The sequence below is a fragment of the Curtobacterium sp. PhB190 genome, assembly GCF_004365385.1.
Lineage (GTDB): Bacteria > Actinomycetota > Actinomycetes > Actinomycetales > Microbacteriaceae > Curtobacterium.
On record NZ_SODN01000003.1, the window covers coordinates 207,123 to 226,911 of the forward strand.

At 71.9% G+C, this 19,789-nt stretch carries 16 protein-coding genes; 9 read left to right on the top strand and 7 right to left on the bottom strand.

Features of this window, described 5'->3' with window-relative positions; all coding sequences use genetic code 11:
• Positions 1-46 precede the first annotated feature (46 nt).
• The gene (locus EDF47_RS06315) at positions 47-4,468 is read left to right on the top strand and encodes an FtsK/SpoIIIE domain-containing protein (protein WP_133937298.1); all 4,422 of its coding nucleotides are present in this window, start codon (positions 47-49) and stop codon (positions 4,466-4,468) included.
• 52 nt (positions 4,469-4,520) lie between these two features.
• On the opposite strand, the gene EDF47_RS06320 is transcribed toward EDF47_RS06315, so the two are convergent.
• From EDF47_RS06320 to EDF47_RS06345, 6 genes are all read right to left on the bottom strand, one after another.
• A complete protein-coding gene (locus EDF47_RS06320) occupies positions 4,521-5,129 on the bottom strand; it encodes an FHA domain-containing protein (RefSeq protein WP_123293218.1) in 609 nt (202 codons plus the stop codon).
• Positions 5,129-5,737, bottom strand: coding sequence for a hypothetical protein (locus EDF47_RS06325; RefSeq protein WP_111085350.1), 609 nt, complete (start codon positions 5,735-5,737; stop codon positions 5,129-5,131). Before EDF47_RS06325 ends, EDF47_RS06320 begins: the two co-directional genes overlap by 1 nt.
• A 5-nt stretch (positions 5,738-5,742) precedes the next feature.
• Complete coding sequence (locus EDF47_RS06330; protein WP_165901384.1) at positions 5,743-6,546, bottom strand: oxygenase MpaB family protein; 804 nt, start codon at positions 6,544-6,546, stop codon at positions 5,743-5,745.
• Positions 6,547-6,638: 92 nt separating this feature from the next.
• A complete protein-coding gene (locus tag EDF47_RS06335; RefSeq protein ID WP_131877588.1) occupies positions 6,639-7,004 on the bottom strand; it encodes a hypothetical protein in 366 nt (121 codons plus the stop codon).
• Between the two features lie 62 nt (positions 7,005-7,066).
• Positions 7,067-7,360, bottom strand: a complete 294-nt coding sequence (locus tag EDF47_RS06340; RefSeq protein ID WP_131877586.1) for a hypothetical protein — start codon at positions 7,358-7,360, stop codon at positions 7,067-7,069.
• Between the two features lie 43 nt (positions 7,361-7,403).
• Positions 7,404-7,838, bottom strand: coding sequence for an ester cyclase (locus EDF47_RS06345; protein ID WP_123293224.1), 435 nt, complete (start codon positions 7,836-7,838; stop codon positions 7,404-7,406).
• 340 nt (positions 7,839-8,178) lie between these two features.
• Here EDF47_RS06345 and sucC point away from each other — a divergent pair, with 340 nt between their 5' ends.
• The 8 genes from sucC (at position 8,179) to EDF47_RS06385 (ending at position 19,388) form a co-directional block, all read left to right on the top strand.
• Entirely contained in the window at positions 8,179-9,348 is a 1,170-nt protein-coding gene (gene sucC / locus EDF47_RS06350; RefSeq protein WP_123671459.1) for an ADP-forming succinate--CoA ligase subunit beta, read from the top strand.
• Between the two features lie 11 nt (positions 9,349-9,359).
• Positions 9,360-10,247 (top strand): succinate--CoA ligase subunit alpha, encoded by an 888-nt coding sequence (gene sucD / locus EDF47_RS06355; protein WP_123340958.1) that lies wholly within the window; start codon positions 9,360-9,362, stop codon positions 10,245-10,247.
• 104 nt (positions 10,248-10,351) lie between these two features.
• Positions 10,352-12,349: a DUF6350 family protein gene (locus EDF47_RS06360; protein ID WP_133937296.1), complete on the top strand. Its 1,998-nt coding sequence runs from the start codon at positions 10,352-10,354 to the stop codon at positions 12,347-12,349.
• Positions 12,350-12,390: 41 nt separating this feature from the next.
• Complete coding sequence (gene purN / locus EDF47_RS06365; protein ID WP_123936914.1) at positions 12,391-12,984, top strand: phosphoribosylglycinamide formyltransferase; 594 nt, start codon at positions 12,391-12,393, stop codon at positions 12,982-12,984.
• The gene (gene purH, locus EDF47_RS06370) at positions 12,981-14,615 is read left to right on the top strand and encodes a bifunctional phosphoribosylaminoimidazolecarboxamide formyltransferase/IMP cyclohydrolase (RefSeq protein WP_133937294.1); all 1,635 of its coding nucleotides are present in this window, start codon (positions 12,981-12,983) and stop codon (positions 14,613-14,615) included. The genes purN and purH overlap by 4 nt, the downstream gene beginning before the upstream one ends.
• 582 nt (positions 14,616-15,197) lie before the next feature.
• Complete coding sequence (locus tag EDF47_RS06375) at positions 15,198-17,006, top strand: ABC transporter ATP-binding protein (RefSeq protein ID WP_133937292.1); 1,809 nt, start codon at positions 15,198-15,200, stop codon at positions 17,004-17,006.
• Positions 17,003-18,925 (top strand): ABC transporter ATP-binding protein, encoded by a 1,923-nt coding sequence (locus tag EDF47_RS06380; protein WP_243648924.1) that lies wholly within the window; start codon positions 17,003-17,005, stop codon positions 18,923-18,925. The genes EDF47_RS06375 and EDF47_RS06380 overlap by 4 nt, the downstream gene beginning before the upstream one ends.
• Before the next feature lie 37 nt (positions 18,926-18,962).
• Positions 18,963-19,388: a DUF805 domain-containing protein gene (locus EDF47_RS06385; RefSeq protein ID WP_123293233.1), complete on the top strand. Its 426-nt coding sequence runs from the start codon at positions 18,963-18,965 to the stop codon at positions 19,386-19,388.
• A 39-nt stretch (positions 19,389-19,427) separates the two neighbouring features.
• Here EDF47_RS06385 and EDF47_RS06390 read toward each other — a convergent pair whose 3' ends face one another.
• Entirely contained in the window at positions 19,428-19,775 is a 348-nt protein-coding gene (locus tag EDF47_RS06390) for an MGMT family protein (RefSeq protein ID WP_243834018.1), read from the bottom strand.
• Positions 19,776-19,789: the final 14 nt, after the last annotated feature.

The following is a 19,789-nucleotide window of genomic DNA, read 5'->3' on the forward strand; positions in this document are numbered from 1 at the left end:
CACTACCATCGTCCTGCGACATGTAGTCAATGCTACGGGGGATGCCATGACCTTCACGTTCACGATGGTCGACCGCGAGAGCGGTCAGACCGCCAACGTCTACGTCGACGGGGACGACACCCGTGCGGTCGGCGAGCTCGTCGCCGAGGCCGAACGCCTCATCGCGACGGACGTCGTGGCCTCCGGACGGACCCCGGCGTACTTCGTCGGCGAGCAGCCGCTCGACCTGGCGGCGACGGTCGCCGAGTCCGGTGTGCGCGAGGGCGTGGTCGTGGCCCGCAGCCTCGAGCAGGTGCCGCCGCAGCCGCTCCGTCCGCTGACCGACGCCGAGATCCGGATCGTCTCGGGCCTGCACGCCGGCACCATCGTGCGGGTGGGCACCGGCACGGTGACGATCGGCACGGCGACGAACGCCACGGTGCGCATCCCGGTGAGCACCACCGCCGAGGTCGAGGCCGAGGCCACCGGGGCCGAGACCGTACCGGAGGTCGCCCTGCTCGTGTCGGTCACGGCCGACGGCGCGAAGGTCCGCCCGGCGAACGGCTTCGCCGGGGCAGTGCTCGACGGTGCTGCCGTCACCGAGGAGACCGACTGGCCGGAGACCGCGCAGCTGGCGATCGGCGGGGTCCTGCTCGGCTTCGGTCGGGCGCCGGACCGTGGGGCGCACCTGTCCCTGGCCGACGACGGCATGTCGCTCGAGTACAACCGCCCGCCGCGCATCCTGCCTCCCGACGAGCACACCCGCTACCAGCTGCCAGCCCCGCCGACCGAACCCCCGGCGCGGGCGCTGCCCATCCTGATGGCGCTGGCGCCGATGGGCATGGCCGTGATGTTCGTGTCGACCACCGGTCGCTGGATCTACCTGCTCATCGCCCTGCTGTCGCCGATCCTGATGATCATCACGGGCCTCCAGGGTCGCCGTCAGGGCAAGAAGACGTACCGCCAGCGGATCGTGGAGTACGAGGACACCAAGGCGCGCATCGAGGCGGACGCGACCGAGAGCCTCCAGTCCGAACGGGCACGCTGGATCGCGAGCGCCCCCGACCCGGCTGCCGTCTACGAGACGGCGGTCACGCCGCTGCCGCGCCTGTGGGAGCGGCGTCGGACCGACCCCGACCACCTGCTCGTCCGTGTCGGCACGGCGACGCAACGGTCCGAGGTGACCATCGAGGACCCGGAACAGCTGTCGCACAAGCGGACCGTCGCGTGGGACGCGACCGACGTGCCGGTCCGGATCCGCCTGGCGGAGCGTGGCGTGATCGGCATCGCCGGTCCGGACGACGACGCCCGACGGCTGGCGAACTGGGTGGTCGCGCAGCTCGCGACCCTGCAGAGCCCGAAGGACGTCACCTTCACGCTGCTCACCGACACCACCCGGACCGCGCTGTGGGAGTGGATGTCCTGGTTGCCGCACGTCCGCCGCGACGGCGCCGACCAGCCGATGACGAGCATCGCCTCGAACGCCGCGACGACCGCGCGGGCCATCGCCGAGCTCGCGGCGGTCATCGACGCCCGGAAGGAAGCCGGCATCGGCAAGAAGACCCCGCCGGCCGACGAGATCGTCGTCGTGATGGACGGCGCCCGACGCCTGCGAGCGATGCCCTCGCTCGTGCAGGTGCTGAAGGAGGGTCCGGCGGTCGGGGTGTTCAGCATCTGCCTCGACCTGGACGAGCGGCTCCTGCCCGAGGAGTGCGACGCCGTGGTCGTCGTCCGCGACGACCGGATCCGGGTCACGCAGCAGCGCAGCGAGCGGATCGACGACGCGCGACCCGACCTGGTCGACCAGGACTGGCTCGAGTGGGTCGCCCGGTCGCTGTCGCCGATCGTCGACGCCAGCCCGGACGTGCAGGACGGCGCCATCCCGTCGTCGGCGCGGCTGCTCGAGGTCCTCCAGCTCGAACCGCCGACGTCCGAGGCCGTGCAGGCCCGCTGGCTGCTCGGTGGACGCAGCACGACCGCCGTCATCGGCGCCTCGATCGACGGGCCGTTCGCGATCGACCTGCGGAACGACGGTCCGCACGGACTCGTCGCCGGCACGACCGGTTCCGGCAAGTCCGAGTTGCTGCAGACGATCGTCGCGTCGCTCGCCGTCGCGAACCGGCCGGACGAGATGAACTTCGTGCTCGTCGACTACAAGGGCGGTGCGGCGTTCAAGGACTGCGTCGACCTGCCGCACACGGTCGGCATGGTCACCGACCTCGACACCCACCAGGTGGAGCGGGCGCTGGAGTCGCTCGGCGCAGAACTGCGCACCCGCGAGCACGCCCTGGCGGAGGTCGGCGCGAAGGACCTGGAGGACTACCAGGACCTGCAGGCGAAGCGCGCGGCGTCGGGCGACGCGATCCCGAGCCTGCCGCGGCTGCTCATCGTCATCGACGAGTTCGCCTCGCTCGCCCGCGAGCTCCCGGACTTCGTCAAGGGCCTGGTGAACATCGCCCAGCGCGGGCGCTCGCTCGGCATCCACCTCGTGCTCGCCACACAGCGCCCCGGCGGTGTCGTGTCGCCCGAGATCCGCGCCAACACGAACCTGCGGATCGCGTTGCGCGTCACCGACCAGTCGGAGAGCCAGGACGTCATCGGCGCGAACGACGCCGCGCGGATCGCGAAGACGACGCCCGGTCGCGCGTACGTGCGGCTCGGCGCGGCCTCGTTGCTGCCCTTCCAGTCCGGTCGGGTGGGCGGGCGTCGGCCCGGCACGGACGACCAGGAGGCCCGGCCCGCCCTGGTCCGCGAACTCACCTTCGCCTCGTACAGCGAACCAGCCCCCCGCCCGGCAGCCGTCGAGGCCGCCGCCAGCGACGTGGAGGTCACCGACCTGAGCGTCCTCGTCGCGTCGATCGGCGACGCCACCCGCGCCCTCGGCACCCCCGAGCAGCGGAAGCCGTGGCTGCCGCCCCTCGGTGCGGTCGTCGGACTCGACGACGTCGAAGCCGCCGGTGCTGCCGGTGCCACCGAGCTGCCGCCGCTCGCCGTGGCCTGGGGCATCGAGGACCACCCCGCCGACCAACAGCAGCGCCCCGCCGTGTTCGACCTCGACGCCGACGGCCACCTGTTCGTCATCGGGTCGCCGCGCTCCGGCCGCAGCCAGACGCTCCGCACCCTGGCCGGTGCGATGGCCCTGCGCCTCGGCGTCGGTGACGTGCACATGTACGGGATCGACTGCGGCAACGGCGCCCTGCTCGCGCTCGGGGCCCTGCCGCACTGCGGTGCCGTGGTGCAGCGGCACGAGCCTGACCGGGTCTCGCGGTTGCTCGGCATCCTGCTCCGCACCGTGCAGGAGCGCCAGGCGGCCTTCGCGAGCGGCGGGTACTCGTCCATCGCCGAGCAGCGGTCCGACGAGCACACCACCCCGCTGCCGCACGTCGTCGTGTTCCTGGACCAGTGGGAGAGCTTCATGGCGACCCTGGCCGACGCCGAGAACGGTGCGCTGCACGACGCCGTCCAGACGCTGCTGCGCGAGGGCGTCGGCGTCGGCGTGCACCTGATCGTCTCCGGGGACCGCACGCTGACCTCCGGCCGGATGTCGAGTCAGGTGGAGCGGAAGCTGCTGCTCGCCCTGGCCGACCGCGGCGACTACAACTACGAGGGCATCAACGGCAAGAAACTGCCGGAGTCGATCCCGCCCGGCCGCGGCTTCCGGAACGCCACCGCGACGGAGACCCAGGTCGCCGTGCTCCCCGGTGGCCTCGGCGGACGCGACCAGGCAGCGGCGATCCGCGGCATCGGCGACGAGGTCCGCGCCCACGTCCCAGCAACCGTGCCGAAGCCGTTCCGGATCGACGTGCTGCCGCGGTCCATCACGTTCGAGGAGGCCGTGCGGTACCTGCCCTCGGCGGACGCCTCGGTCGGCCGGGTCGCGCTCGGCGTCGGCGGCGACGAGCTCCGGCTCTTCACCCACGACTTCGTGCACGACACCCCGGTGTTCATCGTCGCCGGCAGCCCGCGCTCCGGCAAGAGCACCGCGCTCGTCGCGATGGCCCGGCACGTCCTGTCCGCAGGTGGGTCGGTCGTCGCGGTCACGCCGCGGGACTCCCCGCTCCGCGCACTCGAGGGTGCACCGCGCGCGACCGTGGTCACCGACGGCGGGATCGGGGCCGAGGGCCTCTCCGCCGCGATCGACACCGGCTCGGACGGCTTCACGCTCGTGCTCGTCGACGACGCCGAGGCGCTCAAGGAGACCCCGGCCGAACCGGTGTTCCGGGCGGTCATGGACTCCGACCGGGGTCGTTCGGTCGGGCTGGTCATCGCCGGCGACGTCGAGGGCGTCGCGAGCGGGTTCCGTGGCTGGCAGGTCGACGCGAAGAAGGCCCGTCGCGGAATGCTGCTCGCGCCGCTCAGCACCGTCGACGGCGACCTGATCGGGACGAAGCTGTCGAAGAGCCTGGTGACGCAGGACCGCGTGCCGGGTCGGGCGCTGCTCAACGACGCCGACCAGGCGCTGCGGCTGGTGCAGGTGCCCGCCGACTGACGGGGACAGCGCGACGTCGCGCGCCAGCGTCGCGCCGCCGCGCCGCTCGGCGTCAGCCGAGTGGGGCTTCGCCGACCAGCGCGGTCTGCGGCTCGGCGCGCAGCGTGTGGCCGCCGAACACGACCACGTCGCCCGGCTGCACCACGGTGCGCTGCGCCGGCGGCACCATCGTCGCCGGGAACCCCGGCCGCTGCAGCTCGACCCCGTTCGCCGACGCCGTGTCGAGCACCCAGAGCGACCCCTCGGCACCGAAGCCGAACTCCAGGTGCGTGCGGCTGAGCAGCTTGTCCGGGTCCTCGAGCGCGATCATGTGCGCGTAGCCGCCGTCCGGGTGGGCGCTCGCCGGGTCACGGCCGATCAGCCCGCCACCGGACACGGTCACCCGCTGGTGGTCGTCGAGCACCAGGACGGCCGCCGCGGTCTGCCGGGCCGGAGCCGCGTCACGGCGAGCCGTGCCACCGGCGGAGCCCAGGGGACGCCCGGGCAGCTGCGCGACGGTCGCCCGCACCCGGTCGGCGCTGGCGCGGGGAGCCGGCGGCGGCGTGACGACCGCGCGGGCGAGTTCGCCGCGCTGCGCCATCCGCGCGAGGTCGTCGACGGTGACCCGCTCGACGACGGGCTCGACGGGCTTCCGACGCTTCCGGAACGGCCAGATCCGCATCAGTCGACCCCGCCGCCGACGGTGGCCGAGTCGATGAGCTCGAAGGTGTCGGTCACGGTCTCGAACAGTTCGTACAGCGGCTCGGCCAGGTCGGTCGCGGGCGAGGACACGCTCACCAGCGCGACCTGGTCACCGGCCGGCACGAACGTCTGCATCAGCACGACGTCGAACGAGCCGCGGCCGTCCGGCGCCTGCACGGTCGAGACGCCCCAGACGCGCGGCACCCGACCGACGCGCGGGACCTCGTGCACGTCGACGTGCATGCCGTCGTCGTCACCGCCGAGCGCGGCGACGTGGTCGGTCAGGGCGGCGAGCGGGTCGCCCCCGGCCTCGGGCGCCGGCAGGACCGTGACGGTCAGGGCGCCGGAGACGATGCCGTCCTCGCTCGGCTCGGCGAAGGCCGCGCAGTACCGCGCACCGCTGTCCCACGCCGACCGCGCGAACCGACGGAGGGCCCGGACGATCTCGGTCCGGTGGTCCCAGAGCTCGCGCTGGTCCTCGATGCGCTCCTGCACCAGGGCGCTGATCCGGTCGTCGCGGCGCTCCGGCTCGACGGGCAGCTCGAACCAGGAGCGCGGGACCGTGATGGCGAAGTGGTCGACCGACATGCCCGCTACCGTACCGTGGCGTGTCGCCCGGCCGTCCGGCGCATCGCCCGCAGCAGCAGCGGACCCGGCAGCCGCAGCAGGGCCCCGGGCAGGACCGACCGCACGCCGCTGACCACGGCGACCGTCCGCTGGAACCGACGGTGCTCGCGCGGCCCCCACGCGAACCCGTACGCGGTCCGCAGCCGTTCCGGCAGCATCCCGACCGTGACGATCCGGACGAGCGGCATCGCGGCACGCACCCAGAGCGGCGCGAACCGCGGGTGGAGCAGGTCACGCACCACCCCGCGGGCGTCGTCGGTGACCTCGAGCCGCTCGAGGGCGTCGGCCCAGTACTCGTCGAAGGCCGCGACCGAGGTCGGCCAGCGCTCGGCGGGCACCCGCAGCGTCGTCGCGATCGGGGCGTACGCGGCGAGCACGGCCTCGGCGCGTTCCGCCGTGACGGGAGCGCCGAACAGGTCGTGCGCCCGACGAGCCGAGTCGAACAGGGTCGCGGCCACCCACAGCTGCCGGTCGACGTCGTCCGCGCCGGTCACGGGCGCGTGGGCACGGTTCACGAAACCCGCGGCGATCGCGGCGTCCTGCTCCGTGCCGGAGACGACGGCGTACACGAACATCAGGGTGTGGGCCAGCCGCTGCTGCGGTCGACGGGCGAAGTCCGAGTGCCGGCGGACCCCCGCCGCGACGACCGGGTCGGCGATCTGCAGCAGGATGGCGCGGCCGCCCGCGGCCACGGGTGTGCTGTCACCGAGGAACCGACGCAGGCTGCGGTCGTGGACGCGACCGGACGACGGACGGGAGGTGGGCCCCACCAGCCGGTTCCGGCGCACCGCGCCAGCGGGGTGACGGCCGTGACTGGAGGGACGTGGCGGGCCCGGCACCGGGCCTCCAGGCCGTGGGGTGGTCACGGTCCACCCCGTCGGCGTCGCGCCCGCAGGACGGGGACGAGATCAGCGACGATCGCCGCGACGAGCGCGACCGCGCCGGTCACGAGGGCGGCCACCAGGTACGTGCCGTCGACCCGGACGTCGCCCGTCAGGGCGAGCAGGGTCGCGACGAGCCAGATCGCGGGGAGCGGCCAGAGGCGGCTCGGTGCTCCGGTGACGACGGCTCCGACCACCGCGACCGCGAGGAGCGGCACCCATCGACCTGCCGGCTCCGACTGCGCGGCGAGGTGTGCGGAGGCCGCGACGAGCAGCATCGCCGCGATCGCCACCAGCCGGGCGGCCGACGGCATGCTGCGGACGCTGGCTCGGACACGACGGAACACGGCCCGATGCTACGGGCCGTGTTCCGCGGATCCCTGGGGAGGCGCTGATCAGGCGGTGCGGATCAGAGCGGCTTGGTGCCGAGGTCGCCCCCCAGGTCCGGCCGGTCCTCGTCGGCGTCGTGCTCCCACAGGTCGGGCGACCCCTCGCGCGGGGAGCCGCCGGTCGGGCCGTCGTCGGTACCGTCACCGCGCTGCGGCTCGACGGTCTCGCCGGCGACGGCGTCGTTCGTCACGGTCTCGAGGGACTCCTCGGACTCGTCCACCTCGTACGGGCCGACGTGCTCGCGGTCGATGTCGTCGTCGCGGCGCTGCTGGGCCTCGAAGTCGTCGACGGGGCTGATGCCGGGATCGCTCATGGTGTCCTCCTGGGTGTGGGTGGTGCCGGGTGTCGTGTGGTGTTCAGGCGCTGACGAAGTGGACGTCGCCGGAGCCGAGCGCGAGTTGCTCCGCCAGACCCTTCTCGTCGGTCGCGCCCCAGCGTTCGGCGATCTTGCCGTCACGGAACTTCGAGACCTGGATGCCGCGGACCTCGAAGGTGCGACCCGTCGGCGCGTGGCCCTGGAACGGACCGGTGTGGGTGCCGCGGATCGTGAACACCGCGGTGATGTAGTCGTCCGTGACGACGAGCGGGTCGGGTTCGAGCGTGAGGTCCGGGAACGCGGTGGTGAACTCGGTCCAGAAGTCGACGATCCCCGCGAGACCGGGCTGCTGGTCGGGCGCGGGGTCGTGGTCCACGACGTCCTCGGCCCACACCTCGGGGAATCGGTCGAAGGCCCGCGCCTCCAGGATCTCGCCGAGTCGTTCCTGTGCCTGCTGGTTCTGTTCCGCGGTCATGCGCGCTCCTTCGTTCGGGCCATCCGGTGGTTCGGGCCTTCCGGTGTACGCCGGGTCGGTGAGAGCGGCGTCCAGGGTGCGCGAGTTCACCTCCGGGACACCTCCCCGTCACGACGGCCGTGCACACTGCCGGTGCTCGGGGGAGTGGAGCGCGGTCGCCGACGGGTGGTCGAGCGACCGCGCCTTCCCCTGCGTCCCGCGCCGCCCGTTGTCTCGACGTCCATGTCGCCGCGCTAGGCTGCGTGACGGCCGTTGTCTCGACATCGAGCGACCCTCGATGTGGAGTGCGCGACCGGGAAACCGATGCCGATCGCACGAACCGTGCGGGAAGAAGAACAGCGTGGATCTTTTCGAGTATCAGGCCAGGGACCTCTTCGAGTCCTACGGCGTCCCCGTCCTCCAGGGGATCATCGCCGACACCCCGGAAGAGGCGAGAGCGGCGGCCGAGAAGATCGGTGGCGTCGTGGTCGTCAAGGCCCAGGTGAAGGTCGGTGGGCGCGGCAAGGCCGGCGGCGTCAAGGTCGCGAAGACCCCCGACGAAGCGTTCGAGCACGCCCAGGCGATCCTCGGGCTCGACATCAAGGGCCACACCGTACAGCGCGTCATGATCGCCCAGGGCGCCGACATCGCCGAGGAGTTCTACTTCTCCGTGCTGCTCGACCGGGCCAACCGCTCCTACCTCTCGCTCACCAGCGTCGAGGGCGGCATGGAGATCGAGCAGCTCGCAGTCGAGAAGCCCGAGGCGCTCGCCCGCGTCGAGGTCGACCCGCTCACCGGGATCGACGCGGCCGCCGGTCGCGCGATCGCCGAGCAGGCCGGGTTCCCGGCGGAGCTCGTCGACCAGGTGGCCGACGTCTTCTCGAAGCTCTACGACGTCTACAAGGGCGAGGACGCCACGCTCGTCGAGGTGAACCCCCTCGTCCGCACCGGCGACGGCCAGATCCTGGCGCTCGACGGCAAGGTCTCGCTCGACGAGAATGCCGACTTCCGCCACCCCGCGCACAAGGACCTCGAGGACTCCGCCAGCGAGGACCCGCTCGAGGCCAAGGCGAAGGCCCACGGCCTGAACTACGTCAAGCTCGACGGTCAGGTCGGCGTCATCGGCAACGGTGCGGGCCTCGTCATGTCGACGCTCGACGTCGTCGCCTACGCCGGTGAGCGCCACGGCGGCGTGAAGCCCGCGAACTTCCTCGACATCGGCGGCGGCGCCTCGGCCGAGGTCATGGCCAACGGCCTCGACGTCATCCTCGGCGACCCGCAGGTGAAGAGCGTCTTCGTGAACGTCTTCGGCGGCATCACCGCCTGCGACGCCGTCGCGAACGGCATCGTCGCCGCCCTCGGGATCCTCGGCGACGCGGCCACCAAGCCGCTCGTCGTGCGCCTGGACGGCAACAACGTGGAAGAGGGCCGACGGATCCTGGCGGAGGCAGCGCACCCGCTCGTCACCGTCGCCGCGACCATGGACGACGCGGCCGAGCAGGCCGCCGAACTCGCCGCTGCCGCGGCCTGAAGGGACTGACCATGTCGATCTTCCTCAACAAGGACTCCAAGGTCATCGTCCAGGGCATCACCGGCGGCGAGGGCACCAAGCACACCGCCCTCATGCTCAAGGCCGGCACCCAGGTCGTCGGTGGCGTCAACGCCCGCAAGGCCGGCACCACCGTCACCCACGGTGACGTGTCGCTGCCCGTCTTCGGCACCGTGCGCGAGGCCATCGACACCACCGGTGCCGACGTCTCCATCGTCTTCGTGCCGCCGGCCTTCGCCAAGGACGCCGTGCTCGAGGCCATCGACGCCGCGATCCCGCTCGTCGTCGTCATCACCGAGGGCATCCCGGTGCAGGACGCCGCCGAGTTCTGGGCGCACGCCAAGGCGCTCGGCGGGACGACCCGCATCATCGGCCCGAACTGCCCCGGCATCATCACCCCGGGGGAGTCGCTCGTCGGCATCACCCCGGCGACGATCACCGGCAAGGGCCCGATCGGCCTCGTCTCGAAGTCGGGCACCCTGACCTACCAGATGATGTACGAGCTGCGGGACCTGGGCTTCTCGACCGCCATCGGCATCGGCGGCGACCCGGTCATCGGGACGACGCACATCGACGCGCTCGCCGCGTTCGAGGCCGACCCCGAGACCGAGGCCATCGTGATGATCGGTGAGATCGGTGGCGACGCCGAGGAACGCGCAGCCGAGTTCATCAAGGCGCACGTCACGAAGCCGGTCGTCGGGTACGTCGCGGGCTTCACTGCCCCCGAGGGCAAGACGATGGGCCATGCCGGAGCGATCGTGTCCGGTTCCGCCGGCACCGCCGAGGCGAAGAAGCAGGCGCTCGAGGCCGCAGGCGTGAAGGTCGGCAAGACGCCGTCCGAGACCGCTGCGCTGCTGCGTGAGGTCGTCGCCGCCCGCTAGCGGCCATCGCCCGGCACACGGTCGGGACGAAGCCGGGAGGCTCGGTGCGGGTTCCGCGCCGAGCCTCCCGTCGTTCGGGGGTCGGCTCACGTATCCTCGCTGCGATGAACCGCCTGGGAACCGCTCTGCTCGCCGCGATCGAGGCGGTCGTGACGGTCGGCGTCGGCATCGGGATCGCACTGGTGCCGCTCACCCTGCTGTGGGGCTTCGAGTACGGCCTGCAGATCGACTGGGACGTGTTCTGGAAGGCCACCGGCAGCGTCTGGCTCGTCGGCCACGGCGTCGATGTCTCGTTCCTGCTCGGGTCCGCGCTGGCGAAGAGCTCCGGGGTCAGCGGTGCCGCCGATCCCATCCACGTGACGCTCGCGGCGCTCGGCTTCGCGGTCGTGACCGCCTGGCTCGGCGCCCGTGCGGGTCGACGTTTCGCGGAGACCGAGCACCGCACCACCGGCCTGCTGGTCGGAACGGCGGTCGTCGCGGCGCTCGGCCTGGGCGTCGCGCTGTCGTCGACCTCCGCTGCCACACAGCCGACGATCTGGCAGGCCGTGGTCCTGCCCGCGCTGTGGTTCGGGATCCCGGCGCTCATCAGCTCGGAGGTCTGCCGACGACGGCGCGACCTGCCGGCGGACCCCGCCACTCAGCGTGTGCTCGACCTGCTCGACCGCGTGCCCGTGCTCTGGCGTGCGATCGCCGGGTTCGGTCTCCGTGCCGGGACCGCCGCCACCGGAGTCGTCGTCGCGTTCGCCGGGGTCGTCGTCGCGTTGCTGCTCTTCACCTCGTTCGCCGAGGTCATCACCCTGTACGAGCAGTCCCACGCCGGTGTGATCGGCGGCATCGCCCTCACCGTCGGACAGCTCGCGTTCCTGCCGGACTTCGTCGGGTGGGCGACGTCGTGGCTGATCGGCCCCGGGTTCGCCATCGGCACCGGTTCGAGCGTGTCCCCGATCGCCACGACCCTCGGACCGATCCCCGGACTGCCGGTGTTCGGCGCACTGCCGACCTCGGGCCACACCTTCGGCCTGGTCTGGATCCTGGTGCCGGTGATCGCCGGCTTCGCGATCGGCGGCTCGATGCGCCCGCGACTCGTCCGTGCGCTGGGGAGCGCCGACTCCGCACTCCACCGGGCGCTCGCCGGTGTCGCGACGGGCATCGTCGCCGGTGTCCTGACCGGGCTGATCGCCTGGGTGTCGTCCGGATCGTTCGGCCCCGGACGACTGGCCGACGTCGGCCCGCACGCCCTGGTGGTGGGTGGGTTCGCCGCGCTCGAGATCGGCCTGCCGGCGGTCATCGCCCTCGCCGCGGGCAGCGACCTCGTCCGCCTGCCGGACCGGGGCTGGACACGGGAGCGCTGGACCGAGGCGGACGACGACGACGCGGACCGCAGCGGAGCCGGGGCCGGGACGGGATCGCTCCTCGCCGCGCTCGACCAGGCCGGCGCGGGACGGACCACCGACGTGCACCGGTTCGTGGTCGAGGAGCCCCACGACGGGTCGACCGCTGCCCGCCCGCGCGCCGCTGTGACCAGCCCGACGGAACCGATCGCCGACGAACCAGTCGCGCCGGCGCCCGTCGCAACGCCTCGGACGCCCCCGCGCGACCCGGACCACGACGTGGAACTGCCGGCCTGGGCCAAGACCGACGCCGTCGCCTCGGAGCGTCTGGCGGATGAGAGCCCGACCGAGCCCCGCTCGTCGGGACGTGCCGCGATGGGTGCACTGCGCGATCGACTGCACGGTGCCGCCGACGGTGTGCGGGAGCGTGCCGGTGGACTCCGCGAGCGAGCTGGTGGACTCCGCGACCGCGCCGGCGGACTCCGCGACCGCGTGACCGGTGCCGACGCCGAGCCTCAGCGCCCCGCGCCCGCTCCGGAACGGCCCGCCACGTCGACGTCCACGCCCGACCACACCGACGCGCAGCCGGCGTTCCCGTGGAGCACCGAGGAGTTCGTCGCCGGACGGGACGACGTCGACGACGAACCGGCCGCACCCGAGGCACCCGCAGCCGTTCCCACCCAGGCGGCCCGTCCGACGAACTGGGACGTCACCGACCAGATCCCCGACGAGGAGCTGCCCTGGTGGCGCCGTCCGAAGGACGATCGCTAGCGCCGACGTCATGCCGCGCGGGTCCCGGTAGGGTTGGTGCCGTGCTCGAACTGGTCGTCCTGATCTCCGGTACCGGGTCGAACCTCCGAGCCCTGCTCGAAGCGACCTTCGACGCCGAGTACCCCGCCCGTGTCGTCGCCATCGGTGCCGACCGCGATGCCGAGGGTCTCGGTCTGGGCGAGGAGTTCTCGATCCCCACCTTCACGGTGCCGTTCTCGCGCTTCGACTCGCGCGCGGCCTGGGGCGACGAGCTCGCCGAGCAGATCCGCCCGTGGTCGCCCGACCTGCTGGTGCTCTCCGGCCTGATGCGCCTGCTGCCCCCGGCCGTGGTGTCCGAGTTCGCCCCGGGCATCATCAACACCCACCCGGCGTACCTGCCCGAGTTCCCCGGCGCCCACGGCGTGCGGGACGCCCTGGCAGCCGGCGTCACCGAGACCGGCGCGAGCGTCATCGCGGTCGACGACGGCGTGGACACCGGCCCGATCCTGGCCCAGGAGCGCGTCCCCGTGCTCCCGGGTGACTCCGAGTCGACGCTGCACGACCGCATCAAGCCGGTCGAGCGCCGCCTGCTCATCCAGACCATCCTCGACATCGCCAACGGCACCACCGACCTGAAGGGCACCCCGAGCGCATGAGCGTGCACGCAGCCGACCCCAGCCTCTACCGCGACCGTGACGTGGTGCCGGTCCGCCGCGCACTCATCTCGGTGAGCGACAAGTCCGGCCTGCTCGAGCTCGCCGGTGCCCTCGCCGAGTCGGGTGTCGAGATCGTGTCGACGGGGTCCACCGCCCAAACGATCCGTGACGCCGGGTACGCCGTCACCGACGTCGCGAGCGTCACCGGGTTCCCGGAGTCGCTCGACGGCCGGGTCAAGACGCTGCACCCCTCGGTGCACGCGGGCCTGCTCGCCGACCTGCGCCTCGAGTCGCACGAGCAGCAGCTCGCCGACCTCGGGATCGCGGCGTTCGAGCTCGTCGTCGTGAACCTGTACCCGTTCGTCGAGACGGTGGCCTCTGGTGCCGACACCGCGACCGTGGTCGAGAACGTCGACATCGGCGGCCCCGCGATGGTCCGTGCGTCGGCGAAGAACCACCCGAACGTCGCGATCGTCGTCTCGCCGTCGTCCTACGCCGAGGTCGTCGAGGCCGTCCGCGCCGGCGGCACCTCGCTCGAGCTCCGCAAGCGTCTGGCGGCCCAGGCCTTCGCGCACACCGCGGCGTACGACACCGCGGTGGCGTCCTACTTCGCCAGCGACGTCGTCGCGGCCGCTGCGGCGCCGACGACCAGCGGCGACATCCAGACGCCCGGCGCGTTCGACGAGCACCTCGGCTTCACCGCCGACCTGTCGGCCACGCTCCGCTACGGCGAGAACGCGCACCAGGCAGCCGCGCTGTACACGAGCACCGACGGCGCCGGCATCGCGCAGGCGACGCAGCTGCACGGCAAGGAGATGTCGTACAACAACTACGTCGACGCCGACGCGGCCGTCCGTGCGGCGTTCGACTTCGACACCCCCGCGGTCGCGATCATCAAGCACGCCAACCCGTGCGGCATCGCGATCGCCCCGGCGGACGCCGCCGACCCGATCGCCTCGGCCCACGCCGCCGCGCACGCCTGCGACCCGCTGTCGGCGTTCGGTGGGGTCATCGCCGCGAACCGTCCGGTCACCGTGGCGATGGCGGAGACCGTGAAGGACATCTTCACCGAGGTCGTCGTCGCCCCGGGCTTCGAGCCCGAGGCGCTCGAGATCCTGTCGCGCAAGAAGAACATCCGCCTGCTCACGCTGCCGGCCGACTTCGCCCTGGCGCCGCGCGAGGTCAAGCAGATCTCCGGCGGCTTCCTGGTGCAGGACGCCGACCGCTTCACGGCGTTCGACCAGTCCACGTGGACCCTGGTCGCCGGCGCGCCCGCCGACGACCAGACCCTCGCCGACCTGTCCTTCGCGTGGAAGGCGAGCCGTTCGGTCAAGTCGAACGCCATCCTGCTGGCGAACCAGGGCGCGAGCGTCGGGGTCGGCATGGGCCAGGTCAACCGGGTGGACTCGTGCCACCTCGCGGTGAACCGTGCCGGTGACCGCGCGACCGGCAGCGTCGCGGCGTCCGATGCGTTCTTCCCGTTCGCCGACGGCCTGCAGGTGCTGCTCGACGCCGGTGTGCGCGCGGTGGCCCAGCCCGGTGGCAGCGTCCGCGACGACGAGGTCATCGCCGCGGCGACGGCCGCGGGCGTCACGATGTACTTCACGGGCGAGCGCCACTTCTTCCACTGAGGCGAGCACTGAGGCGAGCACCACTTCGTCCACTGAAGTGAACAAATCGCGGCACCCTATTGCGCGCTGAGAGTCACTGTGAATAGTCTGTAAGGCTCCGCGACAGGCAGCCGACGGTCCCTCGGGACCGGTGGCACCGCGGACACAACGGTGACGAAGACGACGACTGGAGTGACGATGGACAACATGACCGGAACCGTGGCGACGGCCGCCCGTGCAGGTCTCGTGTCCGTCGTGGGGACCACTCCCGCACGGCGATCCCTGATCGCACCGCGACCGCGCGTCGCGGCCGCCGTCTAGCCAGGCCGTTCCCACGGCCTCGCGGCGCCGCACGACCAGCGTCCGCGAACCACCCGCCTGAACCCGGGGGACGAGTGTCTCCCGGTGCCCTCCGGCCCGACCGACGTCACGCGAGTGACGGCGGAGGCGCGACCACGCGCCCGGCCGATGATCACCACGCAACGCCACACCGAGCCTCCAGGTCGAGGCCGCGCACGCACCGCACGCCAGCAGCAAGCAAGCAGCAGGCGGCCAGGGCGCAGCGCGACCCGGGGACCCGGCAGATGCATGAGGACGCAACGCATGTCCAAGTCGCCCACCACGGCGCGCCCGTCCACCTTCCGCGCGATCGCGCGGATCTACCCCTACGTGAAGCCCTACCAGGGGCGCCTCATCGGCGGCATGGCCGCAGCGATGGGAGCCTCCTTGGTGGCGCTCGCAATCCCCTACGTCCTGCAGTGGCTCGTCGACGGCCCGCTGTCATCGAAGGACGGCGCACAGATCTGGCCCGCCGGCCTCGGCGTGCTCGCCCTCGGTGTGCTCGAGGCATTCTTCATCGCCTCGCGCCGCCGGATGGTGATGCGCCCCTCGACGCGGATCGAGGCCAGCATGCGGAACTCGCTGTACGCGAAGCTGCAGGACCTGCCCGTCGCGTTCCACGACCGGTGGGAGTCGGGGCAGCTGCTGTCCCGTTCCGTGTCGGACCTGTCGTTGATCCGCCGCTGGCTGGCCTTCGGTGTCGTCCTGCTCGTCGTGAACGTCGTGACGATCGTCGTCGGCTTCGTCGTGCTGTTCACCTTCGGGTGGCTGCTCGGGCTGATCTTCCTGATCGCGTCGATCCCGCTGTGGATCAACGGGCTGCTGTTCGAGCGTCGGTACTCCGTCGTCGCGCGCCGCAGCCAGGACCAGGTCGGTGACCTCGCGACGAGTGTCGAGCAGTCGGTGCACGGCATCCGCGTGCTCAAGGCGTTCGGTCGCGGCGGGTCGAAGCTCGAGGAGTTCAGCGAGCAGGCCGAAGCCCTGCGTGGCACGGAGATCAAGAAGGCGAAGGCCATCGCGAGCATCTGGCTGTGGCTGCTGCTCGTGCCGGACGTCGCGTTCGCGCTGTGCCTGCTCGCCGGCATCTGGCTGGCGTCGCAGGGCGAGATGACCGTCGGCCAGCTGTTCGCGTTCTTCGCGACGGCGACGGTGCTGCGGTTCCCGATCGAGTCGATCGGCTTCCTGCTCTCGATGACGTTCGACACCCGCACGGCGGTCGACCGCTTCTTCGAGGTCATGGACTCCGAGAACACGATCACGGACCCGAAGGACCCGAAGACGATCGCGGAGCCGCACGGTGCGCTGTCGTTCAACGGCGTGCACTTCCGGTACCAGGACTCCGCGCCGCAGTACCCGGACCTGATCAACGGCGTCGAGCTGCAGCTGGAGCCGGGCGAGACCATGGCGCTCGTCGGGCTCACGGGCTGCGGCAAGACGACGCTGCTCTCGCTGGTGCCGCGCCTGTACGACGTGACCGGCGGATCGGTGACGATCGACGGGGTCGACATCCGCGACCTCACCCGCGAAGAGCTGCGCCGGCACGTCGGCGTCGCCTTCGAGGACGCCACCCTGTTCTCGTCGACCGTGCGTGAGAACGTGCTGCTCGGTCGCCCGGACGTGCAGGGTGCCGAGGCCGAGGCGCTCATGCGCGAGGCCCTCGACATCGCGCAGGCGTCCTTCGTGGACGACCTGCCCGACGGCGTGGACACCCGGGTGGGCGAAGAGGGGCTGTCGCTGTCCGGTGGACAGCGCCAGCGCCTGGCGCTCGCTCGCGCGATCGCCGCGCGACCGTCGGTGCTCGTGCTCGACGACCCGCTGTCGGCGCTCGACGTCGACACCGAGGCACGGGTCGAGGCGGGCCTGCGGCGCGTGCTCGCCGACACCACGTCGCTCATCGTGGCGCACCGTCCGTCGACGGTGACGCTGGCCGACCGGGTCGCCCTGATGGAGAACGGCGTCGTCACCGCCGTCGGGACCCATCACGACCTGATGGCCACCAACGAGCACTACCGCTACGTCATCTCGTCGCTCGACGACGACGACGCGACCGCACGACAGGAGGCGATGGCATGAGCCAGCAAGAGAAGAACCTGCCGCTGGACACGGCGGCCGGGCCGGGAGGCGCGGATCCCGTCGTCGACGACATCGCCGACGCGCAGTCTGCCGCGCCCGTCACCGCCTCGATCACCACCCTGGGCGTGCGCGGCGAGGAGCGTGAGGACTTCACGAAGGCGGAGAGCAAGCGCCTGCGGCGTCGCTCCCTCGCCCTGCTCGGTTCCCTCGCGGCCCCGCTGAAGCTCCGCCTGGTGCTGCTCGGGATCGTCGTCGTGGTCTCCACGGCGGGCACCGTCGCGGGCCCGGCGCTCATCGCGTGGGGCATCGACAACGCCCTGCCCGCGGTGATGGACCAGAACGACTGGGTGCCGGCGTTCGGCGTCGTCGCGACGTACATCGTGGTGGCCGTCCTCGGCGCGGTGCTCACCGCCTGGTACACCGTGCTCGCCGCACGGATCAGCCAGGCGATCCTGTTCGACCTGCGCAAGCGGGTGTTCCTGCACACGCAGCGGCTGTCGCTCGAGTTCCACGAGACCTACACGTCCGGCCGGATCATCTCCCGCCAGACGAGTGACCTCGACTCGATCCGTGAGCTGCTCGACTCCGGCCTGAACCAGCTCATCCAGGGTGTGCTCTACATGGTGTTCACCGCCGTGGCCCTGGTGCTGCTCGACCCGACGTCCGGGCTCGTGCTCGCGGTGTCGCTCGTGCCGCTCTGGTTCCTGATCCGCTGGTTCCAGAAGAACTCGCAGACGCTGTTCCGCGCCACCCGCGTCACCTCGGCGCGCGTGATCGTGCACTTCGTCGAGACGATGACGGGCATCCGTGCCGTGCAGGCGTTCCGCAAGGAGTCCCGCAACAAGGACGAGTACGGCGGCTTCGTCGAGGACTACCGGCTGGCGAACACGAAGGTGTTCAACCTGTTCGGGACGTTCGACCCGGTGCTCGTGCTCATCGGCAACGCCACGCTCGCTGCGGTGGTCGTCGTCGGCGGCTTCCGGATCGTCGGCGGGACGCTCGAGGTCGGTGCGCTGCTCGCGGTCGCGCTGTACGCCAAGCGCTTCTTCGACCCGGCGCAGGAGCTCGCGATGTTCTACAACGGGTACCAGTCGGCCTCGGCGGCGATGGAGAAGATCTCCGGCGTCCTCGAGGAGCGGCCGAGCGTGCCGGACCCCGTGAAGCCGACCAAGCTGGCCGACGCCACGGGCAAGATGGACTTCGACGAGGTCGTGTTCGCGTACAACGCGGGCAAGGTCGTCCTGCCGGAGTTCGACCTGCACATCCCGTCCGGGCAGACCATCGCGCTCGTCGGGTCCACCGGCGCGGGCAAGTCGACGCTCGCCAAGCTCATGGCGCGCTTCTACGACCCGTCGCACGGTTCCGTGCGGCTCGACGGCGTGGACCTGCGCGACCTCGACACGAAGGACATGCGCCGCGCGATCGTCATGGTCACGCAAGAGGCCTACTTGTTCTCCGGCACGGTCGCGGACAACATCGCGCTCGGCAAGCCGGGGGCCTCCCGCGCCGAGATCGAGGCGTCCGCCAAGGCGGTCGGCGCGCACGAGTTCATCATGGCGCTCCCCGACGGGTACGACACCGACGTGAACAAGCGTGGTGGTCGTGTCTCGGCGGGACAGCGGCAGCTGCTCTCGTTCGCGCGGGCGTTCATCGCGGACCCGAAGGTGCTCATCCTCGACGAGGCCACGGCGTCGCTCGACATCCCCTCGGAGCGGCTGGTGCAGGAAGGGCTCGAGACCCTGCTCGCCGACCGCACGGCGGTGATCATCGCGCACCGCCTGTCCACGGTCGCGATCGCCCACCGCGTGCTCGTGATGGAACACGGGAAGATCGTCGAGGACGGTACCCCCGCCGACCTCATCTCGGGTACCGGACGGTTCGCCCAGCTGCACGCGGCCTGGCGCGACTCGCTCGTGTAGGACGCAGCCGGGCTGCACCACGTGGTTGGCTTGCTCCATGAGCAACGACAGCGTGCAGCCCGGCGGCGTCGCCCTGCGCGACCCCTTCTACGGCGCACCCTTCACCGAGGCCGTCCGGCGGTTCTGGCGGAAGTACACCGTGTTCACCGGACGGGCCTCGCGTGCCGAGTTCTGGTGGTGGTGGATCACGTCGCTCGCGATCGGACTCGTGCTGCAGCTCGTCCCGCAGGCGTTCACGCCGGACACCGCGCTGTTCGAGAACCCAGTCGGGTCCTACCTGTTCGTCCTCTGGGGCCTCGCGACCCTGATCGGGTCGCTCGCCCTCGGCGCCCGACGGCTGCACGACGCCGGCCTGTCCGGCTTCTGGCAGTTCCTGCACGTCGTGCCCGGCATCGGCTCGCTCGTCGTGTACGTGCTGTGCCTGATCCCGACGAGCCCGAAGGGCGAGCGCTTCGACCGCTGACCGTCGGCGGACGGACGGCCGACGTGCGCGGGCCCGACGTCAGAACGGGTCGTTCGCATCCGTGGACGGCGACCAGCGGGCACGACGCATGTCGAGCCTCCAGGCCGCCGTCCCCTGCACGAGCGGCGTGCCCTCCGCGCGGTAGTGCTGGAGCGCACGGGCCTCGTGGTGCAGCGGCGGGTGCCCACCCGCGCGCACCACGCGCCACCAGGGCAGGTCGGCGCCCTCGTGCGCCATCACCTTGCCGACCGCACGCGACGCGCGTGAGCCGAGCGCCGCGGCGACGTCGCCGTACGTCATGACGTGACCCGGCGGGATCATCCGGACCACCTCGGCCACCGCCGCCCCGAAGTCCTGCTCCGGCGCGGGGGCGTCGTCCTCGGGCACGTCGTTGATGAGTA

What these genes read in the sequence shown, in the direction of transcription:
- EDF47_RS06315 (WP_133937298.1), top strand. Translation starts at nt 47, where the DNA reads ATGACCTTCACGTTCACGATGGTCGACCGCGAGAGCGGTCAGACCGCC.
- EDF47_RS06320 (WP_123293218.1), bottom strand. Translation starts at nt 5,129, where the DNA reads ATGCGGATCTGGCCGTTCCGGAAGCGTCGGAAGCCCGTCGAGCCCGTC.
- EDF47_RS06385 (WP_123293233.1), top strand. Translation starts at nt 18,963, where the DNA reads ATGAGCAACGACAGCGTGCAGCCCGGCGGCGTCGCCCTGCGCGACCCC.
- purH (WP_133937294.1), top strand. Translation starts at nt 12,981, where the DNA reads ATGAGCGTGCACGCAGCCGACCCCAGCCTCTACCGCGACCGTGACGTG.
- EDF47_RS06325 (WP_111085350.1), bottom strand. Translation starts at nt 5,737, where the DNA reads ATGTCGGTCGACCACTTCGCCATCACGGTCCCGCGCTCCTGGTTCGAG.
- EDF47_RS06375 (WP_133937292.1), top strand. Translation starts at nt 15,198, where the DNA reads ATGTCCAAGTCGCCCACCACGGCGCGCCCGTCCACCTTCCGCGCGATC.
- EDF47_RS06360 (WP_133937296.1), top strand. Translation starts at nt 10,352, where the DNA reads ATGAACCGCCTGGGAACCGCTCTGCTCGCCGCGATCGAGGCGGTCGTG.
- EDF47_RS06380 (WP_243648924.1), top strand. Translation starts at nt 17,003, where the DNA reads ATGAGCCAGCAAGAGAAGAACCTGCCGCTGGACACGGCGGCCGGGCCG.
- EDF47_RS06345 (WP_123293224.1), bottom strand. Translation starts at nt 7,838, where the DNA reads ATGACCGCGGAACAGAACCAGCAGGCACAGGAACGACTCGGCGAGATC.
- EDF47_RS06340 (WP_131877586.1), bottom strand. Translation starts at nt 7,360, where the DNA reads ATGAGCGATCCCGGCATCAGCCCCGTCGACGACTTCGAGGCCCAGCAG.
- sucD (WP_123340958.1), top strand. Translation starts at nt 9,360, where the DNA reads ATGTCGATCTTCCTCAACAAGGACTCCAAGGTCATCGTCCAGGGCATC.